22 protein-coding genes and 2 tRNA genes are annotated in these 20,713 nt (G+C 70.9%); 12 read left to right on the top strand and 12 right to left on the bottom strand.

Annotated features, from left to right (window positions below):
* Positions 1-122: 122 nt before the first annotated feature.
* Positions 123-198: transfer RNA gene (locus PVE36_RS10555), tRNA-His, on the top strand.
* Positions 199-250: 52 nt separating this feature from the next.
* On the opposite strand, the gene orn is transcribed toward PVE36_RS10555, so the two are convergent.
* Complete coding sequence (gene orn, locus PVE36_RS10550) at positions 251-877, bottom strand: oligoribonuclease (protein WP_277452215.1); 627 nt, start codon at positions 875-877, stop codon at positions 251-253.
* A gap of 79 nt (positions 878-956) precedes the next feature.
* On the opposite strand from orn, the gene PVE36_RS10545 reads away from it, so the two are divergent.
* Positions 957-2,180, top strand: coding sequence for a PrsW family intramembrane metalloprotease (locus PVE36_RS10545; RefSeq protein ID WP_277452213.1), 1,224 nt, complete (start codon positions 957-959; stop codon positions 2,178-2,180).
* Here the strand turns inward: PVE36_RS10545 and PVE36_RS10540 are convergent, their stop codons facing one another.
* On the bottom strand, positions 2,181-2,858 hold the full coding sequence (locus tag PVE36_RS10540; RefSeq protein WP_277452211.1) for a 4'-phosphopantetheinyl transferase superfamily protein: 678 nt from the start codon (positions 2,856-2,858) through the stop codon (positions 2,181-2,183). It lies immediately after the preceding gene.
* A gap of 76 nt (positions 2,859-2,934) precedes the next feature.
* Here PVE36_RS10540 and PVE36_RS10535 point away from each other — a divergent pair.
* The 6 genes from PVE36_RS10535 to PVE36_RS10510 all read left to right on the top strand — a co-directional run bounded on the left by PVE36_RS10535 (position 2,935) and on the right by PVE36_RS10510 (position 9,504).
* Positions 2,935-3,008, top strand: a tRNA-Arg gene (locus PVE36_RS10535).
* Positions 3,009-3,087: 79 nt separating this feature from the next.
* Complete coding sequence (locus tag PVE36_RS10530) at positions 3,088-4,806, top strand: ABC transporter (protein ID WP_277452208.1); 1,719 nt, start codon at positions 3,088-3,090, stop codon at positions 4,804-4,806.
* A complete protein-coding gene (locus PVE36_RS10525) occupies positions 4,803-6,461 on the top strand; it encodes a YfjP family GTPase (protein WP_277452207.1) in 1,659 nt (552 codons plus the stop codon). The genes PVE36_RS10530 and PVE36_RS10525 overlap by 4 nt, the downstream gene beginning before the upstream one ends.
* A gap of 130 nt (positions 6,462-6,591) precedes the next feature.
* Positions 6,592-7,149: a single-stranded DNA-binding protein gene (locus PVE36_RS10520; protein ID WP_277452206.1), complete on the top strand. Its 558-nt coding sequence runs from the start codon at positions 6,592-6,594 to the stop codon at positions 7,147-7,149.
* Positions 7,150-7,198: 49 nt separating this feature from the next.
* Positions 7,199-8,881: an energy-dependent translational throttle protein EttA gene (gene ettA / locus PVE36_RS10515; protein WP_277452204.1), complete on the top strand. Its 1,683-nt coding sequence runs from the start codon at positions 7,199-7,201 to the stop codon at positions 8,879-8,881.
* 17 nt (positions 8,882-8,898) lie between these two features.
* Entirely contained in the window at positions 8,899-9,504 is a 606-nt protein-coding gene (locus PVE36_RS10510) for a pentapeptide repeat-containing protein (protein ID WP_277452203.1), read from the top strand.
* A 35-nt stretch (positions 9,505-9,539) separates the two neighbouring features.
* Here the strand turns inward: PVE36_RS10510 and PVE36_RS10505 are convergent, their stop codons facing one another.
* The gene (locus tag PVE36_RS10505) at positions 9,540-10,142 is read right to left on the bottom strand and encodes a TetR/AcrR family transcriptional regulator (protein WP_277452201.1); all 603 of its coding nucleotides are present in this window, start codon (positions 10,140-10,142) and stop codon (positions 9,540-9,542) included.
* A 117-nt stretch (positions 10,143-10,259) separates the two neighbouring features.
* On the opposite strand from PVE36_RS10505, the gene PVE36_RS10500 reads away from it, so the two are divergent.
* The 4 genes from PVE36_RS10500 (at position 10,260) to moaA (ending at position 13,493) form a co-directional block, all read left to right on the top strand.
* Positions 10,260-11,414: an acyl-CoA dehydrogenase family protein gene (locus PVE36_RS10500; protein WP_277452199.1), complete on the top strand. Its 1,155-nt coding sequence runs from the start codon at positions 10,260-10,262 to the stop codon at positions 11,412-11,414.
* A 155-nt stretch (positions 11,415-11,569) separates the two neighbouring features.
* Positions 11,570-12,061, top strand: a complete 492-nt coding sequence (locus tag PVE36_RS10495; protein WP_277452196.1) for a MogA/MoaB family molybdenum cofactor biosynthesis protein — start codon at positions 11,570-11,572, stop codon at positions 12,059-12,061.
* The gene (locus tag PVE36_RS10490; RefSeq protein ID WP_277452193.1) at positions 12,061-12,495 is read left to right on the top strand and encodes a molybdenum cofactor biosynthesis protein MoaE; all 435 of its coding nucleotides are present in this window, start codon (positions 12,061-12,063) and stop codon (positions 12,493-12,495) included. Before PVE36_RS10495 ends, PVE36_RS10490 begins: the two co-directional genes overlap by 1 nt.
* The gene (moaA, locus tag PVE36_RS10485) at positions 12,495-13,493 is read left to right on the top strand and encodes a GTP 3',8-cyclase MoaA (protein ID WP_277452191.1); all 999 of its coding nucleotides are present in this window, start codon (positions 12,495-12,497) and stop codon (positions 13,491-13,493) included. Before PVE36_RS10490 ends, moaA begins: the two co-directional genes overlap by 1 nt.
* 23 nt (positions 13,494-13,516) lie before the next feature.
* Here the strand turns inward: moaA and PVE36_RS10480 are convergent, their stop codons facing one another.
* From PVE36_RS10480 to narH, 9 genes are all read right to left on the bottom strand, one after another.
* The gene (locus PVE36_RS10480; RefSeq protein ID WP_277452190.1) at positions 13,517-13,756 is read right to left on the bottom strand and encodes a MoaD/ThiS family protein; all 240 of its coding nucleotides are present in this window, start codon (positions 13,754-13,756) and stop codon (positions 13,517-13,519) included.
* Positions 13,756-14,037: a DUF6457 domain-containing protein gene (locus PVE36_RS10475; protein WP_277452189.1), complete on the bottom strand. Its 282-nt coding sequence runs from the start codon at positions 14,035-14,037 to the stop codon at positions 13,756-13,758. The genes PVE36_RS10480 and PVE36_RS10475 overlap by 1 nt, the downstream gene beginning before the upstream one ends.
* Positions 14,034-14,576 (bottom strand): NTP transferase domain-containing protein, encoded by a 543-nt coding sequence (locus PVE36_RS10470; protein ID WP_277452188.1) that lies wholly within the window; start codon positions 14,574-14,576, stop codon positions 14,034-14,036. Before PVE36_RS10470 ends, PVE36_RS10475 begins: the two co-directional genes overlap by 4 nt.
* Positions 14,577-14,642: 66 nt before the next feature.
* Complete coding sequence (moaC, locus tag PVE36_RS10465) at positions 14,643-15,122, bottom strand: cyclic pyranopterin monophosphate synthase MoaC (RefSeq protein ID WP_277452187.1); 480 nt, start codon at positions 15,120-15,122, stop codon at positions 14,643-14,645.
* On the bottom strand, positions 15,123-16,349 hold the full coding sequence (glp, locus tag PVE36_RS10460; RefSeq protein ID WP_277452186.1) for a gephyrin-like molybdotransferase Glp: 1,227 nt from the start codon (positions 16,347-16,349) through the stop codon (positions 15,123-15,125). It abuts the gene before it with no gap.
* Entirely contained in the window at positions 16,346-17,515 is a 1,170-nt protein-coding gene (locus PVE36_RS10455; RefSeq protein ID WP_277452184.1) for a ThiF family adenylyltransferase, read from the bottom strand. The genes glp and PVE36_RS10455 overlap by 4 nt, the downstream gene beginning before the upstream one ends.
* Before the next feature lie 14 nt (positions 17,516-17,529).
* Entirely contained in the window at positions 17,530-18,282 is a 753-nt protein-coding gene (narI, locus tag PVE36_RS10450) for a respiratory nitrate reductase subunit gamma (protein ID WP_277452182.1), read from the bottom strand.
* Entirely contained in the window at positions 18,279-19,028 is a 750-nt protein-coding gene (narJ, locus tag PVE36_RS10445; protein ID WP_277452181.1) for a nitrate reductase molybdenum cofactor assembly chaperone, read from the bottom strand. Before narJ ends, narI begins: the two co-directional genes overlap by 4 nt.
* Entirely contained in the window at positions 19,025-20,704 is a 1,680-nt protein-coding gene (gene narH / locus PVE36_RS10440) for a nitrate reductase subunit beta (RefSeq protein WP_277452180.1), read from the bottom strand. Before narH ends, narJ begins: the two co-directional genes overlap by 4 nt.
* Positions 20,705-20,713 lie beyond the last annotated feature (9 nt).

Genomic DNA, 20,713 nt, shown 5'->3' with positions numbered 1-20,713 from the left:
GCCTGATCGACGCCGCAACCCGTCGGAGGCAGGGTGCTCGGGGGCGCCGGGGAGCGGGGTGGTCATGAGCACTGCTCCGGAGCAGGTACGATGGTCCGCGCTGCCCAAGACAGGGCAACATGGTGGGTATAGCTCAGCTGGTAGAGCATCGCGTTGTGGTCGCGAGGGTCGCGGGTTCAAGTCCCGTTACTCACCCCATGCAGAAGGCCCCCCGGACGACATCGTCCGGGGGCCTTCTCGTGTCGGGGCGTCAGCCGACCTGGTACTTGGCCGCGATCGTCTTCAGCTCCGCGGTCCCGAGGCCGGGCGGGGGCAGGAAGACCGCCTCGCGGTAGTAGCGCAGCTCGGCGATCGACTCGGTGATGTCGGCCAGCGCCCGGTGACCGCCGCTCTTCGTCGGGGCGGCGAAGTAGGAGCGCGGGTACCAGCGACGGGCGAGCTCCTTGATGGAGGAGACGTCGATCATCCGGTAGTGGAGGTGGCCTTCGAGGTCGGCCATGTCCCGCTGCAGGAAGGCGCGGTCGGTCGCGACGCTGTTGCCCCCGAGCGGGGCCTTGCCCGCCTCCGGCACGAGCTCCTTGATGTGCGCGAGCACGGCCTCCTCGGCGTCGGTCAGCGACATGCCCTCGGCGAGGACGTCGAGCAGCCCGGAGGTGGTGTGCATGGTGCGCACGAAGTCGTTCATCTGGGTCAGGGCGGCCTCGGGCGGTCGGATGATGACGTCGATGCCCTCACCCACCTGCTCCAGCTCGTAGTCGGTGACCAGCGCGGCGACCTCGATGAGCGCGTCGTGCTCGAGGGAGAGGCCGGTCATCTCGCAGTCGATCCAGACGATGCGTTCGGACGGGGATTGGGTCGGTGCAGTCACGCCGATCACCCTATCCACCCCGGGTGGGCACCCACGACGGCCGAGAACGTGTGCTCGTGCGCTGCCCGCGCTCGATTAGCGTGTGGGCATGAGCTCATCGCCGCCCCAGCCCGGGCCCGCCGCCCCGCCGCCTGCCGAGCAGCAGGCGTGGCTGCAGTACCAGCAGTACACCCCCCAGTACGTGACGGCCCAGGCGCAGATGAACCCCACCCCGCGGCCACGGCTGCGCAGGTGGCTGCTCGGCGGACTCGTCGTCACCGTCTCCCTGGTGCTCGCCTCGCTCTTCGCCCTGCTCTACGGCTACAGCTTCGGCGTGGTGTGGACGGTCATCGGTCTCCTCGCGGCGCTGCTGCCGTTGACCCTGGTCCTCCCGCTCTTCCTGTGGCTCGACCGCTTCGAGGCCGAGCCGTGGCGCTACCTCGTGACCGCCTTCCTCTACGGAGCGCTCGGTTCGACGGCGTTGGCGATCGTCGTCAACTCGCTCGGCGGCGCCTTTCTCATGGGTGTCACCGACCAGCGGTCGGCCAGCATGCTCACCGCCGTGCTCGTCGCGCCGTTCACGGAGGAGACCTTCAAGGGGCTCTTCCTGCTCGTCATGTGGTGGTTCATGAGGCACGAGTTCAACGGCCTGACCGACGGCGTCGTCTATGCCGGCATCGTCGCCGCGGGCTTCGCGTTCACCGAGAACATCCAGTACTTCGCGGGGGCGGCGATCGAGCACGGCCTCGGTGGCTTCGCCATGACCTTCGTCATGCGCGGGATCATCAGCCCGTTCCTGCACCCGATGTTCACGACGATGATCGGGATCGGTGTCGGCCTGGCCGCGGTCTCGCACTCCCGGTCCACCAAGGTCGTGGCCCCGTTCATCGGGTGGTGCGCGGCCGTGCTGCTGCACGGGCTGTGGAACCTCTCCGCCTCCTCCGGCGACGGTGCCGGACTGCTCCTCGGACTCGCGGGCGGGTTCGTCGCCTTCGTCGCCTTCCTGACCTTCGTCGTGTGGGCGCGACGCCGTGAGGGGCGGATCATCGGGGAGTTCCTCACTCCGTACGCCGCGACCGGGTGGCTCACGAGCGACGAGGTGGGGATGCTCTCGTCGATGAAGTCCCGTCGGCAGGCCCGCTCGTGGGCGAAGCACCACCGAGGGAACGTCGGCACGACGTCCATGCGCAGCTTCCAGGACTGCGCCTCGGAGCTGGCCCTGCTGCGCCGACGTATGCACCGGCACCCTGTGGACGCGCAGACGCTGATGCGGGAGCGGGTGCTGCTCGACTCGATGACCGCCCGGCGACGCGAGTTCGCCGGCATCGGGTAGTCAGCCGCCGACGATCTCGAGCGGTTGGTCGGTGAGGCCCGCGACGGCCGCGCGGTGGTTGGCGGTCGTGAGGTCGAGGTCGACGAGGGAGACGGCCGGCGGTGCCGGCTCCTCGGCACGCCAGGCGACGAGGCCCGGCGCCTCGAGCGGTCCGGTCACGAGGATCTCCGACGGGTCCACGACCAGGCCGTGGCCGGTCGCCTTGAGGATCGCCTCCTTGCGGGCCCAGACCCGGGCCCGGGCGATGAGCAGGTCGCGCCCGGTCAGTCCCTCGAAGGCCGCGACCTCCTCGCGCGCCAGGGTGACGTCCGCGAAGCCCTCGAAGTCGGCGTCCGTGAGGTCCTCGGTGTCGACGCCGACATCGATCCCCTCCGCGGCGACCACGACGGCCAGCGCGGAGGTGTAGGAGAGTGAGAAGTGCCACCCCGGGACGTCGACGAGGCTCGGCTTGCCGTGCAGCTCGCTGCGGCAGGTGGTGCACCGTCGCTCGAACGTCAGGCCGGCCGGGTCCCTGTCGAGGAGCTCACCCAGCGTGCGGCGCACGAGGGCGTGCCCGGTGACGAAGGGGGCCGGGTCGCGCTTGCGCTCGGCCCGGGCGCGCTCGCCGTCGTCGAGCAGCCCGAGGTCGGCGAGGCCGTCGTCGACCTCCGCCTCACGCACGGTGACTCTCGCGGACATGGCTCCGATCATGTCAGGTCGCACGGCTCACTACACTGAAGCCCGCCCTCGTCGTGGACATCCGCGACCGGGGGATGCCTCCGTAGCTCAGTTGGACAGAGCAAGGGCTTTCTAATCCCGAGGTCGCGAGTTCGAGTCTCGCCGGGGGCACACGGTGCGGGCCCTCGGTGCCCCGGCCACGAGTCACGCATGTGCCGGCGGTGGCCATCCCGCTGGATAGGGTGTGCCCATGGCTGGGAAGAGCGCAGGGCAGGTCGGCCTCGATGACATGCTCGCGCGGGTCTCCGCCCTCCGTGACGAGATCGAGCGCAGCGATCTCCCCCTGGACCTGGAGTCCACCCGGGAGGCCGCCCGGGAGCGTGCCGCGCTCCTCGACCAGCTCGACGACCACGTCATCCCCCGGCTGGCGTCGATGGATGCGCCCCTGCTGGCCGTGGTCGGCGGGTCGACCGGCGCCGGCAAGTCGACGCTGATCAACTCCATCCTCCGCCGTGAGGTCTCGCGCTCCGGCGTGCTCCGGCCGACGACCACCAGCCCGGTCCTCATCCACCACCCCGACGACGCGCCGTGGTTCAGGGACGGGCGGGTCCTCCCTTCGCTCGCCCGGGTCACCGGTGGCGACGCCGATCCCCAGCCCGGGACGGTGCGTCTGCAGGCCTCCGAGAGCCTCCCTCCGGGGATGGCGATCCTCGATGCCCCGGACATCGACTCGGTCGTCTCCGCCAACCGCGAGCTGGCCGTCCAGCTCCTGGCCGCCGCCGACCTGTGGCTCTTCGTCACGACGGCCGCGCGCTACGCCGACGCCATCCCGTGGCGGCTGCTGCGCCAGGCCTCCGACCGGGGCACCGCGGTGGCGATCGTCCTCGACCGGGTCGACCGGCCGGGGGCGGCCGAGGTGCGCTCCCACCTCGTCGAGATGCTGCGTGGGCAGGGGATGGGCACCGCGCCCGTCTTCACCGTGCCCGAGGCCGACCTCGACGACCAGGGCCTCGTCCCCGAGGAGGACATCGCCCGGATCCGCGGCTGGCTCACCGCGCTCGCCGGGGACCAGAAGGCCCGCAGCATCATCGTCCGCCAGACGCTCGAGGGCGCCCTGCGCTCGCTCGAGGGTCGCCTCGAGTCGCTCGTCGGTGCCACTCGCGCACAGCGGGACGAGGTCGCCGGTCTGGTCAAGGTCGTCTACGACGCCTACGACCGCGCCGAGGAGGGTGTCACCGAGGGGATGAAGGACGGCCAGCTCCTGCGCGGCGAGGTCCTGGCCCGGTGGCAGGAGTTCGTCGGGACCGGGGAGTTCTTCCGCAAGGTGGAGAAGGGGGTCGCCCGGGTCCGTGACCGCGTCACCGCCTCGGTGCGCGGCCCCGAGCCGACCGCCGAGCTGGACGAGGCCCTGCAGACCGGCGTCTCGGCACTCCTGCTGGCCGAGGCCGACACGGCCGCGGCGACGGTCGCCCGCACCTGGCGCGGCACCGAGGCGGGACCGGTCGTCCTCGACGAGCACCCCGAGCTCGCCCGGTCCTCGCGGGGGATCGAGGAGGAGGTCGAGCGGCTCGTGCGCGACTGGCAGGGCGATGTGCTCGACATCGTCCGGGCCGAGGGCGCCAACCGGCGCACCAACGCGCGGGTGGCCGCCTACGGGGTCAACGGCATCGGCCTGTTCCTCATGCTCGTCTCCTTCGCCCACACCGGTGGGGTGCTCGTCGCCCCCGAGGTCGCCATCGCCGGCGGGACCACCGCGCTGGCCCAGAAGGTGCTGGAGGCGGTCTTCGGCGACCAGGCCGTGCGCGAGATGGCGAAGAAGGCACGGCAGCTCCTGCTGGAGCGCGTGGACGCCCTCTTCACCGCCGAGCGGGAGCGCTACACGGCGGTGACCGGCGAGCTGACCGTCAGCGAGGCCCGGATCCGGCGCCTGCAGAAGGCCGTCGCCGCCGTCGAGGAGGGCCTGCGATGAGCCCGCTGCCCGCCCTTCGCCGCAGGGACGCCTCCTCCGCGCTCGCCGTGGAGGAGATCACCTCCCGCACCGAGGCGCTCGCGCGGGCCCTCGCGAGCGGCGGCGCGCGCCTCGAGCCCGGTCCCGCCGCACGGGCACGCGAGGTCCTCGGCAAGGTCTCGGAGCGCAGCGCCCTGGTCGGGGGACGCACCGTCGTGGCACTGGCCGGGGCGACCGGGTCGGGCAAGTCCTCGCTCTTCAACGCGCTGGTCGGTGCGGACGTCGCCACGGTCGGCCTGCGCCGACCCACGACCTCCACGCCGACGGCCGCGGTGTGGGGTGACGAGCCGGCCGGCGAGCTGCTCGACTGGCTGTCCGTGGGCGCCCGACACCAGGTCCCCACGTCCGGCGGCTCGGACCTGGACGGCCTCGTCCTCGTCGACCTGCCCGACTTCGACTCGCGGGAGGAAGCCAACCGGGAGGAGGCGCGCCGGGTCCTCGAGCTCGTCGACGTCTTCGTCTGGGTCACCGACCCGCAGAAGTACGCGGACTCGGTCCTCCACGACGAGTACGTGCGGGTCCTGCACGAGTACGGCGCGGTCACGCTCGTCGTCCTCAACCAGGTTGACCGCCTGCCCCGGGGCGGGCAGGAGCAGGTCACGGCGGACCTGACACGGCTGCTCGAGCGCGACGGTCTGGACCGTCACGAGGTCATCGCCACCTCGACCGTCACCGCGGTCGGGATCGACGAGCTGCGCGCCCACCTCGAGCGCGCCGTGGAGCACGCGGACGCCGTGCGGCACCGGCTGGCCGCGGACCTGCGCACCGCTGCCGAGGGGCTGGGTGACTCCGTCGCGGACACCGACGCGGGGGTCTCCGACCGCGCCCGCGAGGAGCTCGTCGACGCCCTGTGCCGCAGCGCGGGCGTCCCGACCGTCGTCGACGCCGTCGCCCGGGACTACCGCCTGGAGTCGTGGGCACGGACCGGGTGGCCGTTCACCCGGTGGGCTCGCGTCTTCCGGCCGGCACCGTTGAGGCGCCTGCGGCTCGACCGGAAAGACACGGACGTCCCCGACATCACCGAGCAGGACATGCGCGCCGTGCTCGGCCGCTCCTCGATCCCACCGCCGGCGCCGGCCGCGCGCGCCGCGGTCGACCTGGCCGCCCGACGCATCGGGACCAGCGCGGGGGAGGGCCTGCCGACCCGCTGGGCGGATGCCGTCGCCGACGCCGCGCGACCGGCCGACCACGACCTCGCGGACGACCTCGACCAGGCGGTGCTCGCGACGTCGTTGCGGGCGGGCAAGCCGCTGTGGTGGCCGGCCTTCGGGGCGCTGCAGGTCGTCTTCGCCCTTGCCGTGGTGGTCGGACTGGTCTGGCTCTTCGTCATCGGCGCCGCTGCCTGGCTGCAGCTGCCCGAGATCCCGACCTTCGACGTGGGGCCCTTCGCCACGCCCTTCCTGCTGCTCGTCGGGGGGCTGCTCGCCGGTCTCCTCCTCGCCGCACTGGCGCGGTGGCTGGCCCGAATCGGGTCCCGCCGGCGCGCGGCGGTGGTCCGGGGCCGGCTGCGCACGTCCATCGGTCGGGTCGCGGACGAGCGCGTCGTCGAGCCGGTGCACCAGGTCATCTCCGAGCACGCCGACACCCGCGCGGACCTGCTGCACGTCCTGCGCTGACCATCCACAAGGTCGACCGGCACCCGTCGCGGTCCACATCCCTGTGGCGGTCCGTGGTCCCTCGAGCGCAGACTCGCGAGGGTGGTTCCACGAGCCCACCAGCCGAGTGGGCGGGAGAGAGGACCACCTGATGAACGAGACCGAGCTGACCGTCGCCGGGCGCCTCGTCGCCGACCCCGAGCACCGCACCACCCGCGCGGGGGTGCAGTTCACCATCTTCCGGCTCGCCACCAACGCGCGCCGGCGCAACCGGGAGGGTGTCTTCGTCGACGGTCCGACGAGCTACTACAACGTCGCGACCTACCGATCGCTGGGGATGAACTCGCACACGTCGTTGCACAAGGGCGACCCCGTTGTCGTTCGTGGCCGCCTGACGATCAACGACTTCCAGCGGGCCGACGACTCGTGGGGGTCCTCGGCCGACATCGATGCCTACAGCGTCGGCCACGACCTGACCTTCGGGACGACGGAGTACGTGAAGTCCGGACGTGGCGGCGACCCCGCCGCGCAGGCCGCCGGGGAGGGCGGGTACGACCGGCTGAAGGAGCGGCTCGAGCAGGAGGAGGGGCAGGACGGGCAGTCCTGGGGGGCGCCCCCCGTGACGGCCGGGGCGAAGGGGGAGCCGCCGGCCCCCGAGGAGCCGGTCGCCGCGCACGAGCCCGAGGAGGTCGAAGCGGTGTCCGCGTGAGCCTGGTGGACGATTCGGGCATGGGGGCGGGAGTGGATAGCCTGCCCCCATGGCCGACTACATCTACACCATGGTTCGCGCGCGCAAGGCGCACAACGAGAAGGTCATCCTCGATGACGTCTCGATGTCCTTCTTCCCCGGAGCCAAGATCGGGATGGTCGGGCCCAACGGGGCCGGCAAGTCGACCATCCTGAAGATCATGGCCGGGCTCGACCAGCCGAGCAACGGCGAGGCGAGTCTCAAGCCGGGCGCGACGGTGGGCATCCTGCTGCAGGAGCCGCCGCTGAACGAGGAGAAGACCGTCCTCGGCAACGTCGAGGAGGGCGCCGGCGAGATCAAGGCCAAGCTCGATCGCTACAACGAGATCTCCGAGGAGATGGCCGACCCGGACGCGGACTTCGACGCGCTCATGGAGGAGATGGGCAAGCTGCAGGAGGAGATCGACCACGCCGACGCGTGGGACCTCGACTCGCAGCTCGAGCAGGCCATGGACGCGCTGCGCTGCCCGCCGCCGGAGGAGTCGGTCACCCACCTCTCGGGTGGTGAGCGCCGTCGCGTCGCGCTGTGCAAGCTCCTCCTGCAGAAGCCCGACCTGCTGCTCCTCGACGAGCCCACCAACCACCTGGACGCCGAGTCGGTGCTGTGGCTCGAGCAGCACCTCGCCGGCTATCCCGGTGCCGTCGTCGCCGTCACGCACGACCGGTACTTCATGGACAACGTCGCGCAGTGGATCGCCGAGGTCGACCGCGGCCGGCTCTACCCCTACGAGGGCAACTACTCCACCTACCTGGAGAAGAAGCAGGAGCGCCTGCAGGTCCAGGGCAAGAAGGACGCGAAGCTCGCCAAGCGGCTGAAGTCCGAGCTCGAGTGGGTCCGCTCCAACGCCAAGGCCCGCCAGACGAAGTCCAAGTCCCGACTGGCGCGCTACGAGGAGATGGCGGCCGAGGCCGAGCGCACCAAGAAGCTGGACTTCGAGGAGATCCAGATCCCGCCGGGCCCGCGCCTGGGCAGCAAGGTCATCGAGGTCGAGGGCCTGAAGAAGGGCTTCGACGAGCGAGTGCTCATCGAGGACCTCTCCTTCAGCCTGCCGCGCAACGGCATCGTCGGCATCATCGGTCCCAACGGCGTCGGCAAGACCACGCTCTTCAAGACCATCGTCGGCATCGAGGAGCCGGACGCGGGCACCGTCGACATCGGGGACACGGTCAAGCTGTCCTACGTCGACCAGAGCCGCGGCGGGATCGACCCGGAGAAGAACGTCTGGGAGGTCGTCTCCGAGGGGCTCGACTTCATCCAGGTCGGCAACGTCGAAATCCCCTCGCGCGCCTACGTCAGCCAGTTCGGCTTCAAGGGGCCGGACCAGCAGAAGAAGGCCGGCGTGCTCTCCGGCGGCGAGCGCAACCGCCTCAACCTCGCGCTGACCCTCAAGCAGGGCGGCAACGTGCTGCTGCTCGACGAGCCGACGAATGACCTGGACGTCGAGACCCTCGGTTCGCTGGAGAACGCCCTGCTGGAGTTCCCGGGCTGCGCCGTGGTCATCTCGCACGACCGGTGGTTCCTCGACCGCGTCGCGACGCACATCCTCGCCTACGAGGGCACCGAGGCGGACCCGGCCAAGTGGTACTGGTTCGAGGGCAACTTCGAGGGCTACGAGGCGAACAAGATCGAGCGTCTGGGTGAGGACGCCGCGCGGCCGCACCGCGTCACCTACCGTCGCCTCACCCGCGACTGAGCCGCTCCGGCGGACCCGTGTCCTCCCTACTCGACCAGGTCGGCGGCCGCACGAGCATCGTCGACGAGGTGCTCACCGGCGACCTCGGCGAGGGCGATCGACTCGCCGGTGTCGAGCTGGTCGGCTGCACCCTCCGCGACGCGAGCTGGGCGGGTGCGCAGCTGGCGGGGGTCCGTCTGGAGCGGTGCACCGTCGAGCGGGTCGACCTGTCCCGGATACGCCTGCCCGACACCGTGCTCGACGACTGCACCTTCATCGGCTGCAAGGCCCTGGCCACCTCGTGGTCGACGCTGCGCGCTCCCGTGATCACGCCGGAGCCCAGCACCTGGGTGGACTGTCAGCTGTCGATGGGCAGCTTCACCGAGCTCGACCTCACCGGCGCGCGGTTCGAGCGGTGCGTGCTCACCGACGCGGACTTCGACGGGGCGGTCCTCAGGGAGATCGTGGTCGAGGACTGCTCCCTCGGCGGCGCGCGGTTCGTGCGCGCGGATCTGGCCGGTGCCGACCTGCGCGGCGCCCGTGACTACATCATCGATCCGCGGGAGACGACTGTCCGGGGTCTCGTGGTCGACCGCGTCGGCGCGCTCGGGCTGCTCGCTCCCTTCGCCGTCGTCGTCGACTAGGGCCTCGGCGGTGGATCTGCGTCAGCGAGGCAGGTTCATGCCGCCCCCACCAGTCGCAGCACCAGTCGGCCGTACTCGGCGCCGATGTCCTCGGGGGTGCGTCTGACGCCGGGGTGGTACCAGCGCGCGACGTCGACGACGAGCGACATCGCCGCCAGCGCGGTGACCCGCGTGTCCTCGACGGAGAACTCACCGGAGGAGACCCCGTCGGTGATGATCCGTTCGACTACACCGTCGATCTCCCGGCGCAGGGTGAGGACCTCGCGCTGGTGCTCGGGTGCGAGGTGGCGGAACTCGTACTGCACGATGCGGGCGACCTGGTACTGCTGGGCGTGCCAGCGGGCGAAGGCCGAGATGACCTCCTCGAGGGCCGCGGTGGGGGAGTCGGCCTCGGCGGCGGCCGCGGCGAGCGCGTCCCGCGCCTCCTCGTGGCCGACGCGGCTGAGCTGGAAGAGCAGGTCCTCCTTGCTCGCGAAGTGGACGTAGACACCGGCGGGGGATAGCCCGGCGCGCGAGGCGATGTCGCGGGTCGTCGTCGCGTGGAAGCCCTTGTCCGCGAAGGCGTCGGCGGCCGCCTCGAAGAGGCGCACGACCGTGGGGTTGTCGTGCGCGGGCAGGTTGGGTGTCGGTGCCGTCACGGTTGACAGCATGCCCTCACCCGGCGAGACTAAGCAAGCGCTTAGTCAAAGTTTTCTCGAGCGGGTACGTCCCTCGAGGCAGCATGTCGGCACGTCACGTGCCAGAGAGGTGTGGCAATGCCCCGCAACATCTACGAGGAGGACCACGAGTCCTTCCGTTCCTCCGTCCGGGAGTTCGTCGAGCGCACGCTCGTGCCCCGCGCCGAGTCGATGATCGCCGAGCACACGATCCCGCGTGAGGTCTGGCTCGAGGCCGGCAAGCAGGGCTTCTTCGGCCTGACCATCCCCGAGGAGTTCGGCGGCGTCGGCATCGACGACTACCGCTTCAACGCGGTCCTCGGCGAGGAGCTGGCGAAGTTCAACGCCGCGACCTCGTCCTGCTTCGGCATCCACTCCGACATCACCGCCCCCTACATCGTCGCGCTGGGCACCGAGGAGCAGAAGCAGCGCTGGCTGCCGGGCGTGGCGACCGGGGAGAAGATCCTCTCGATCGGCATGACGGAGCCCTCCGGCGGTTCCGACCTCGCCGCCCTGAAGAGCACCGCGGTCAGGGCCGACGACGGTTCCGGGGACTGGATCATCAACGGCTCCAAGACCTTCATCACCAACGGCTACCAGTGTGACCTCGCGGTCGTGGCGGTCCGGACCGACCCGGCCAAGGGCGCCAAGGGCATCTCCTTGTTCGTCCTGGAGAAGGAGGACGAGGGCTTCACCAAGGGCAAGCCCCTGGACAAGGTCGGCCAGCCCGAGTCGGACACCTCGGAGCTGTTCTTCGACAACGTCCGCGTGTCCGACGACCGCCTCCTCGGACCCGAGGGGATGGGCTTCATCTCGATGATGCAGAAGCTGCCCCAGGAGCGTCTGGGCAATGCCGTCGGCAACATCGCCAACGCGCGCCAGATCCTCGAGGAGACGATCCAGTACACCAAGGAGCGCAAGGCCTTCGGCCAGCCGATCGGCACCTTCCAGCACAACAAGTTCAAGATCGCCGAGCTCGTCACCAAGGTCGAGGTCTCCGAGGCCTACATCGACGACTGCGTCATGGCCCACGTCGAGGGCAGGCTCACCGCCGTCGACGCGGCCAAGGCGAAGTGGTGGGCCGGCGAGATCCAGTGCGACGTCCTCGACGAGTGCGTCCAGCTGCACGGTGGCTACGGCTTCATGAACGAGTACCGCGTCGCCCGCGCCTGGAAGGACGCGCGCGTCCACAAGATCTGGGCCGGCACCAACGAGATCATGAAGGAGCTCATCGGCCGCGACCTGGGTCTCTGAGCACCATTCCACGACGTGCTGCCGGCTGAACCCAAGGGGTGCAGCCGGCAGCACTCGTCTTTCCTCGGTGTGGCAGCGATGATTGGGCGAGCCCCGGGTAGGGGGGTTGATGAGACCTGAGACACTGGAGGGAACGTCGAATGGAGGGAGTCCCGGTGGCCGTGCCGGCACATGTCATCTCCGTATCCGACCGCGCCGCCGCCGGCGTGCGGGAGGATCTCTCCGGGCCGCCTGCCGTCGAGCGCCTGCAGGCCGCCGGTTACGACACGAGCTCCAGCCTCGTCCCCGACGGGGCCGATGAGGTCGAGCAGGTCCTGCGCGCCGCGCTGGCCACCGGCGCGCGCCTCGTGATCACCTCGGGCGGTACCGGCGTGGGGCCCCACGACCGCACGCCGGAGGGCACCGCGCCGGTCCTCGACCGCGAGCTCCCCGGCGTCGCCGAGCTGCTGCGGGCCGAGGGGGCGCGCAAGACCCCCTTCGCCGTACTCTCGCGCGGTCTCGTGGGGGTCGTCGACGCGGGACCCGACCGCCCCGGGGCCCTGGTCGTCAACCTTCCCGGGAGCCCGAAGGGGGTCAGCGAGGGGCTGGACGTCCTCCTGCCCCTCGTGGGCCACATCCTCGACCAGTTGTCCGGAGGCGACCACTGATGACCCGTACCGCCTGGATCTCCACCGAGGCGATCGACCTGGCCGCCGTGCTCGCGAGCGTCGACCAGCCCGCTCACGGCGCTGTCGCCAGCTTCGTCGGGCAGGTCCGTGACCACGACCCCGAGGCCGCGGGGCAGGTCGTCGCCCTGCGCTACACCTGCCACCCGGACGCGCAACGGTTCATCGAGGAGGTCGTCGCCCGGACCGCCGCGCAGCACGACCCCGATGACCAGACGGACGTGTCCGCCACCCACCGGATCGGTGACCTCGACGTCGGCGACCTCGCGCTCGTCGTCGTGGTCGGCAGTGCCCACCGGGACCTCGCCTTCACGCTCTGCCGCGCCGTCGTCGAGGCGATCAAGCACGAGCTGCCGGTATGGAAGCAGCAGTTCGAGGTCGACGGCTCCCACGTATGGTCAGGAATGAATTGCTGATGACCCGCCCACTGATGGACACCCACGGCCGCCTGCACCGCGATCTGCGGATCTCGCTGACGGACAAGTGCAACCTGCGCTGCACGTACTGCATGCCCGCGGAAGGCGTGCCGTTGCTCCCCAAGCAGGAGCTGCTGACCACCGAGGAGCTGTTGCGGATCGTCGGAATTGCCGTCGACGCAGGGGTCGAGGAGGTGCGCCTGACCGGGGGTGAACCGCTGCTGCGTCCCGACGTGGTCGACATCGTCGCCGGCATCTCCGCGATGGAGGGTGGCGCCGGTCCGGTCGAGGTGTCGATGACGACCAATGCCCTCCGCCTGCCGACGTTGGCCGAGCCGCTGCGCCAGGCGGGTTTGTCGCGCGTCAACATCAGCTTGGACACGCTGGATGCCGACCGGTTCAAGCAGTTGAGCCGGCGGGACCGGTTCGAGGACACGATGGCCGGCATCGACGCCGCGGACGAGGCCGGTTTCCACCCGGTGAAGATCAACACCGTCCTGATGCCGGACTTCAATGACGACGAGCCGGTGGAGCTGCTGCGCTGGGCGCTTCGGCGCGGTTTCGAGCTGCGCTTCATCGAGCAGATGCCGCTCGACGGCGGGCACGAGTGGCAGCGCACGAGGATGATCACCGGCGCGCAGATCCTCGAGAAGCTGCGCACCGAGTTCACCCTCACGGAGGTGGCCGGCCGCGGCGCCGCCCCCGCCGAGCTCTTCCACGTCGACGGCGGACCTGCCAAGGTCGGGGTCATCGCGTCGGTGACGATGCCCTTCTGCGGGGCCTGCGACCGGCTGCGGCTGACCGCGGACGGCCAGTTGCGCTCGTGCCTCTTCGCGCAGGGTGAGACGGACCTGCGCACTCCACTGCGGGAGAGCGGCGACCCGGGGGAGATCGTGGACCTGATCCACTCCTGCCTGGCGGGCAAGAAGCCCGGGCACGGGATCAACGAGCCCGGGTTCCTCCAGCCGCCGCGGCCGATGAGCGCGATCGGGGGCTGAGCTCAGCCCCCCGGCGCTGTGTCTCAGCCTCCGGCGAAGGGGGGCAGCACGTCGATCGCGTCGTCCGGCCGCACGGGGACGGAGTCGTCGTCGACGTAGCGGCCCTCGTGCAGGACCGAGCAGCGTGGCAGCACCTCGGCGAGACGCTCGCCGTGGGCGCGCTGCACCGCGGCGAAGACCTCGCCGATGGTCGAACCATCGACCTGCTCCTCGTCGGTCCCGGCGGCCTCGGCCGCCCCGGCGAAGTAACGAACTCGTGCCATCACGCACCGTCCTTGTCTGGTTGATCCTTGATCGTCGCGGCGATGGCCCGACGCATCGACTCGATGTCCACGGGGCGACCCTGGGCCTCGAGGTGTCCGACGGCCACCCCGAGGATGTACGCACCCACGGGAGCCATCGGCCGCTCGAAGCCGTGTGCGATCTGCCGGGTGAGGACGTGCACCCCCCGGATGTCGACGGACTCGGGCTCGATGCCCACCGCCGCGCAGGCGTCCTCGATCCAGTCGGCCCAGCGGGCCTCCTCGGCGCTCAGGTCGGTCATCCTCGTCCCTCCAGGGTCTCCACCCAGCGGGCGTGGTCCGTCCAGGTGTCGATGTCGGCCACGTCGTCGTCGCCGGCGGGGACCGTCACGAGCGTCGACTCGGCGAGCAGGCTGTGCATCGACCGGTCGCGCGGGCTCTCGAAGCGGTCCAGCGCCCGCCGCAGGGAGGCCGTGCGGTGGATGCCGAAGAGCCACTGCGGGTGTCCCGAGGCGTCGGCGAGGCACCAGCCGTCGTGCTCGTCGGTGTCGACGGCATCCGTGTGCAGGGCGTGGGCCCACGCGGCGACGAGCCGGCCGAGGGCAGGCAGCGGGTCGGCGAGGTCGCAGGCGAGCAGCACGGTCCACTCGGCGGTCGGTCCGGTCGTGGCGAGGGCGTCCAGGCCCGCGGCGACACCGGCGACCGGGCCGCCCCGCGGGGGTCCTCCACCGTGCGGTGCACCCCTCGGGGACCTCGACGTCCCCGACCACGACGATCTCGCGGGCGTCCGCGACGGCGACGAGAACCCCGTCGACGAGGCGGCGACCACCCAGCTCGACATCGGGCTTGCTCACGCCACCGAGACGTCGTGCGGCGCCGCCGGCGAGCACGATCGCATCGAAGGGGATCATGTGTCCTCCCGTCGCCAGGTGCCGCTGCGGCCGCCGGTCTTCTCGAGGAGGCGGACGTCGGTGATGTGGGCGCTGCGGTCGCGGCCCTTGACCATGTCGATGACGGAGAGGGCGGCGACGGTGACGCTGGTGAGCGCCTCCATCTCCACCCCGGTCCGGTCGGCGGTGCGCACCGTGGCGGTGATGTCGACCCCCTCGTCGGTGATCTCGAGGTCGACGACGGCGCCGTGCACCCCGATGACGTGCGCGAGCGGGAGCAGCTCGGGGGTCTTCTTCGCGGCCTGGATGCCGGCGATGCGCGCGACCGCCAGCACGTCCCCCTTCGGCACGGTGCCGTCACGGAGCAGGGCAACGGTCTCGGGGGAGGTGGCCACGTGCCCGGCGGCGGTGGCGGCGCGCACGGTGGGCACCTTGTCGGTGACGTCGACCATGCGGGCATTGCCCCGGTGGTCGAGGTGGGTCAACGGGTGGTCCATCTACAGACTCCTGATCTGCACGAGGTCGCCGCCGGTGACCTCGTCGGTGTCCTCGGGGACGATCGCCACGGCGTGGGCGCCGGCGAGTGAGGTGACCATGTGCGATGCCGACCCGCGGCGGTGGGTGGGCGCCGCGAGCAGACGTCCGCTCTCGTCGCTCGTCAGTGCCACGGGTACGAACTGGCGGCGTCCCGCGGGGGAGCGCCATCCCGTGGCGGCGACCGCGGTGGTCGGCCCGTCCGGCTGCTCGCGACCCAGCAGGTGGTCGATGACGGGACGGCCGAAGACCTCGAAGGAGATCGCGGTGCTCACGGGGTTGCCGGGGAAGGCGAGCACGGGCACGCCGTTCCATCGGGCCCACCCCTGGGGCTTGCCCGGCTGCATGCGCACGTGCCGGAAGACGCCCCGGCCGGAGCGTTCGAGGACGATCCGGGAGACGTCGAAGGCGCCGACGCTCACCCCGCCGGTGAGCAGGACGAGATCGGCGCCGGAGGCGATCGTGTCGAGGCCCGCCGCGAAGTCGGCGGCGTCGTCGGCGAGCACGACCGCATGGCTGACGGTGGCGCCGAGCTCGGTGAGGGTGGCGGCGAGGTGGGTGCCGTTGGACTCGAAGATCTGCCCGCGCCCGAGCCTCCCACCGGGGGAGACCAGCTCGTCACCGGTGGCCGCGACGGCGACGACGGGCCGGCGGCGCACGGTGACCGTCCCGGTCCCCGCCGCCGCGATGCTGCCCAGCACGCGACCGGTGACCGTCGTCCCGGCGTCGGCGATGACGTCACCGGCGCTGACGTCCTCACCGGCCCCGCGCACGTGCCGCCCCGCCTCCGGGGCTTCGGTGATGGTGACGACGTCCGTCCCGCCGTCGGTGAGCTCGACGGGGACGATGGTGTCGGCGGCAGCCGGCACGGGAGCCCCGGTCATGATGCGCACGCACTGACCGGGCTCGAGCGCGGGGTCGTCGGCGGAGCCGGCCGCGACGTCACCGACGACCTGCAGGGACGCCGGCACGGTGGCCACGTCGGCCTGCCGCACGGCGTAGCCGTCCATGGCCGAGTTGGCGAAGGCCGGCACGTCGCTGACCGCGCGAACCGGCTCGGCGAGCACCCGTCCGAGGGCCTGGCCCAGCGGCAGGTCCTCCGTCTCGGTGATCGGTCCGGCCCCTTCGAGGAGGTCGGTCAGCAGCTCGCCTAGGTACTCCTCGACCGTGAGCAGGGCGCGTGTTGTCATCGGGTCTCCTGCCGGTGGGGGGCCGGGGTCGGCCAGGCGAGCATCCCGCCCTCGAGGACGAAGAGCCGCTCGTACCCCCGGGCGCGCAGGGCGGTGGCCGCCAGGTGGGCCCGGGGCCCGGCGCGGCACACGAGCACGACGTCCCGGTCGGTGGGCACCTCGGTGCTCGAGGCGGGGTCGGAGGTCAGCGTCGAGACCGGGATGTGCGCGGCGCCCGCGACGACGCCCTCGGCCAGCTCGTGGGCGTCCCGGACGTCGAGGACGAAGGGGGCATCCGCCCCATCCAGTCGGCTCGCCAGGTCCGTGGGGGAGAGAAGCGGAGTCGCTGCTCCCTCCTCGGGCGGAACCGACCGGGTCGCTGCCCGGCGGGGTCGCTGCGCCTGCTGCCCGTCCCTCGTGCGCGCGGCCAGCGGGATCTCCCGCTGGCTCGCGGCGAGGACGTCGATGAAGAGGACCCGTCCGAGCAACGGTCGGCCGACACCGGTGATCAGCTTGATGGCCTCGGTCGCCATCATCGAGCCGACCTGGCCCACGAGGGGACCGACGACGCCGGCGTCACCACAGGCGGGGACCGTGCCCGGAGCGGGCGGCTGCGGGAAGAGGTCGCGCAGCCCGGGCGCTGCCAGGCCCTCGGGCGCCCCGGGCCAGAAGACCGTCAGGTGCGCCTCGGTCCGGTAGACCGCCGCCCAGACCAGGGGGATCCCGAGCTCGTCGCAGGCGTCGGCCACCGCGTAGCGGGTGGCGAAGTTGTCGCTGCCGTCGAGCACGAGGTCGTGCTCGTCGAGGATCCCTGCCGCGTTCGACGAGTCGAGGTGGTCACGGACCCCGACGACCTCGATGTCGGGGTTGAGCCCGCGGACCCGCTCCAGCGCGCTGTCGACCTTCGGCCGGCCGACGTCCGCGGCGGCATGGATGACCTGGCGCTGCAGGTTCGTCTCGTCGACGAGGTCGTCGTCGATGACGGTGATGCGGCCGACGCCCGCGCCGGCGAGGTAGAGCATCGAGGGCGAGCCCAACCCACCGGCGCCGACCACGGCGACCCGGGACGCCAGGAGGCGGCGTTGCCCGAGCTCGCCGATGGTCGGCATGAGCAGGTGTCGCGAGTACCGGCTGACCTGCTCGCCGGTCAGCGTGGGCCCCGGGGCGACGAGGGCTGACAGGGTCATACCCCGACCGTAGTTCACTTGTGCTTGTGCAGCTCCGGGTGGTCCCAGCCGCGCCGCGGCCCACTGAGCCCGGCCTCGTCGCCGCGGACGTGGTCACGGCTGCGGTAGACGATGTACGGCCGGGTGAGGTACCCGATGGGTGCGCTGAAGACGTGGACGAGGCGGGTGAAGGGCCACATCGCGAAGAGGATCATCGCGCTCATGGCGTGCGCCTTGAAGCCCCAGGGGGCCTCCGCCATCAGCTGTGGCTCCGGCTGGAAGATGAAGATGCTGCGCCACCACGGGGAGACGCCCTCGCGGTAGTTGTAGTGACCGCCGAACTCCAGCAGTGACCCGGCGACGGTGTTCCACATCCCGAAGACGATCACCGCACCGAGGAAGACGTACATCACCTTGTCGTTGACCGTCGTCGCGGAGAAGACGGGTCCGGTCGTGCGCCGACGGTAGACGAGGATGGCCAGACCGGCGAGGGTGGCGAGACCGGCGGGGATGCCGCCCGCGAGGGCGACCACGTGGTAGGTCTCGTCGCTGATGCCCATGGCGTCGGTCCACAGCTTCGGGATGACCAGGCCGATGATGTGCCCGGCGACCACACCGAGCATGCCGAAGTGGAAGAGGGGGCTCCCGATGCGCAGGAGCTTGCTCTCGTAGAGCTGCGAGGAGCGGGTGGTCCAGCCGAACTGGTCGTAGCGCCACCGCCAGACGTGCCCGATGACGAAGGTCGCCAGGCACAGGTACGGAACGATGACCCAGAGGAATTCAGTCAACGGGGGGCTCCTACGGGGATGGTCGGGCCGAGGTCGGCCCGGGCGGAGGGCTGGGGCGTCGGTGGTCGCGCAGCGACCGCCTCGTCGAGGGCTGGGTCCATCGCGTAGGGGGACTGGTCGATACCGACCTCCTCCTGGGGCGGGCCCTCGGCGATGAGCCTGGCGAGGGCCTGCTCGTCGTCCCCCTGGAGGGTCGGCAGGGTGGCCCGCAGCGCGACGAGGACAGGGCGCCACGGGGACTCCCGGTCGGTGAGGGCACGGTGGAGCAGCTCGATCCCGACCCGGTGGTCGTTGAGCAGCTTCCACGCGCTGGCCGGATCGGTCGTCGCCCCGAACTCCAGGAGCACGGACAGGTGGTCCGGCAGCTCGCCCCCTTCGTCGGCCATCTCGACCCCCGCGGCACGGTAGGCCTGCTTGAACTGCACGAGGGCCGCTCCGCGCTTGCGGGTGTCGCCGTACAGGAAGTAGGTCAGGTGCAGCGAGCACTTGCGGGTGACGTCGAAGGTGTCGACGTACTCACTTTGCACCTGGTCCAGCGGGACGGTGTCGAGCCGGTCCAGAAAGCTCAGCAGGGGAGCACCGACGTGCTCCGGCAGTCCGGCCGCGCTCTCGCGCAGGACGGGACGAAGGGAGGTCAGCCGCTCGTCGGGGTAGTCCAGCAGCAACGAGATCAGCTGCCAGGCATCAGCCTGCGCCTGCGCCCCGAGGCTCGGGGCGCTGCGCCGGTGCCGTCGCCACGGCATCATCGCGAGTCACCCGCCTTCTCGCGGTCCGACTCCGGGAAGAGGCCCTCGGGCGTGCCCTTGCCGTCCCAGTTGAGCAGGTTGACCCGGCCCGTCTTGTCGCCCCCTCCGACGAGCTCGTCGGAGGTCTGCCTGTTCTGGAGCATGTGGAAGTTGTCCACCGCGACCGGGGTCAGCGACCCGGTGCCGGAGCCCTCGCCGAAGGGCCCCGAGCCCTCGTCGGGCTGCGTGTCGTAGCCGGAGACGGCGCAGTCGGTGGCCAGCTCCTCGAGGGAGTGGGCCTGCTCGCCGTGGGCGGTGGGGATGACGTACCGCTCGTCGTACTTGGCCAGCGCGAGCAGGCGGTACATGTCGTACATGTCCTCCTCCTCCATGCCGACCGACTCGGCGATGTGCGCCTGGGGGTCACGGCCGAGGTTGATGTCGCGCATGTACGAGCGCATCGCGCCGAGCTTGCGCAGGACCCGGTCGACCGGCTCGACGTCACCGGCGGTGAAGAGGTTTGCCAGGTACTCGACCGGGATGCGCAGGGTGTCGATCGCGGCGAAGAGGTTGTCGTGGTCCTCCCCGTCGTACCCGGTGTCCTTGATGACGTCGACGACCGGGGACAGCGGCGGGATGTACCAGACCATCGGCATCGTGCGGTACTCCGGGTGGAGTGGGAGGGCGACCTTGTAGTCCATGATCAGCCGGCGCACCGGGGACTTCTTCGCCGCCTCGATCCAGTCACCGGGGATGCCGGCCTTCTCGGCCTCCCGCTGCACCTCGGGGTCGTACGGGTCGAGGAAGACCGAGCGCTGCGCCTCGTAGAGGTCGTGGTCGTCCTCCACCGAGGCCGCGTCGAGCACCGCGTCGGCGTCGTAGAGCATCAGGCCGATGTAGCGCAGTCGACCGACGCAGGTCTCGGCGCAGACGGTCGGGATGCCCACCTCGATGCGGGGGTAGCAGAAGGTGCACTTCTCGGCCTTGCCCGTCTTGTGGTTGAAGTAGACCTTCTTGTACGGGCACCCGGTGACGCACATGCGCCACCCGCGGCACTTGTGCTGGTCGACCAGGACGATGCCGTCCTCCTCGCGCTTGTAGATCGCGCCGGAGGGGCAGGAGGCCGCGCAGCTGGGGTTGAGGCAGTGCTCGCAGATCCGCGGCAGGTAGAACATGAAGGTCTGGTCGAACTCGAACTTCACCTTGTCCTCGATGCCCTTGAGCATCGGGTCCTTGGCCGCGTGCTCGGAGCTGCCGGCGAGGTCGTCGTCCCAGTTGGCCGACCACTCGATGTTCATCGGCTTGCCCGAGATCAGCGAGTACGCCCGGGCGACGGGGAAGTTCTTCTGGGCCGGTGCGTTGAGGACCGTCTCGTAGTCGTAGGTCCACGGCTCGTAGTAGTCGCTGATGTTGGGCATCTTCGGGTTGGAGAAGATGTTCAGCAGCTTGTTGATCCGACCACCGGCGCGCAGCTTGAGGCGACCGTTGGGGGAGCGGACCCACCCTCCCTTCCACTCGTCCTGGTCCTCGTACCCGCGCGGGTACCCGAGACCCGGCCGGGTCTCGACGTTGTTGAACCAGACGTACTCCATCCCCGCCCGGTTGGTCCATGCCTGCTTGCAGGTGACCGAGCAGGTGTGGCAACCGATGCACTTGTCGAGGTTCATCACCATCGACATCTGGGCCATGACGCGCATGTGTGTTTC

The sequence above is a fragment of the Janibacter sp. DB-40 genome, from assembly GCF_029510815.1.
Lineage (GTDB): Bacteria > Actinomycetota > Actinomycetes > Actinomycetales > Dermatophilaceae > Janibacter.
This window is presented reverse-complemented; position numbering and strand designations above follow the sequence as displayed.

Coding starts and splice junctions, on each gene's coding strand:
- PVE36_RS10470 (WP_277452188.1), bottom strand. CDS start 14,576: ATGTCGAGCTGGGTGGTCGCCGCCTCGTCGACGGGGTTCTCGTCGCCG.
- PVE36_RS10520 (WP_277452206.1), top strand. CDS start 6,592: ATGAACGAGACCGAGCTGACCGTCGCCGGGCGCCTCGTCGCCGACCCC.
- glp (WP_277452186.1), bottom strand. CDS start 16,349: ATGACAACACGCGCCCTGCTCACGGTCGAGGAGTACCTAGGCGAGCTG.
- PVE36_RS10490 (WP_277452193.1), top strand. CDS start 12,061: ATGACCCGTACCGCCTGGATCTCCACCGAGGCGATCGACCTGGCCGCC.
- PVE36_RS10525 (WP_277452207.1), top strand. CDS start 4,803: ATGAGCCCGCTGCCCGCCCTTCGCCGCAGGGACGCCTCCTCCGCGCTC.
- moaC (WP_277452187.1), bottom strand. CDS start 15,122: ATGGACCACCCGTTGACCCACCTCGACCACCGGGGCAATGCCCGCATG.
- PVE36_RS10545 (WP_277452213.1), top strand. CDS start 957: ATGAGCTCATCGCCGCCCCAGCCCGGGCCCGCCGCCCCGCCGCCTGCC.
- PVE36_RS10475 (WP_277452189.1), bottom strand. CDS start 14,037: ATGACCGACCTGAGCGCCGAGGAGGCCCGCTGGGCCGACTGGATCGAG.
- narH (WP_277452180.1), bottom strand. CDS start 20,704: ATGCGCGTCATGGCCCAGATGTCGATGGTGATGAACCTCGACAAGTGC.
- PVE36_RS10540 (WP_277452211.1), bottom strand. CDS start 2,858: ATGTCCGCGAGAGTCACCGTGCGTGAGGCGGAGGTCGACGACGGCCTC.
- PVE36_RS10455 (WP_277452184.1), bottom strand. CDS start 17,515: ATGACCCTGTCAGCCCTCGTCGCCCCGGGGCCCACGCTGACCGGCGAG.
- moaA (WP_277452191.1), top strand. CDS start 12,495: ATGACCCGCCCACTGATGGACACCCACGGCCGCCTGCACCGCGATCTG.
- PVE36_RS10480 (WP_277452190.1), bottom strand. CDS start 13,756: ATGGCACGAGTTCGTTACTTCGCCGGGGCGGCCGAGGCCGCCGGGACC.
- PVE36_RS10500 (WP_277452199.1), top strand. CDS start 10,260: ATGCCCCGCAACATCTACGAGGAGGACCACGAGTCCTTCCGTTCCTCC.
- narJ (WP_277452181.1), bottom strand. CDS start 19,028: ATGATGCCGTGGCGACGGCACCGGCGCAGCGCCCCGAGCCTCGGGGCG.
- ettA (WP_277452204.1), top strand. CDS start 7,199: ATGGCCGACTACATCTACACCATGGTTCGCGCGCGCAAGGCGCACAAC.
- PVE36_RS10530 (WP_277452208.1), top strand. CDS start 3,088: ATGGCTGGGAAGAGCGCAGGGCAGGTCGGCCTCGATGACATGCTCGCG.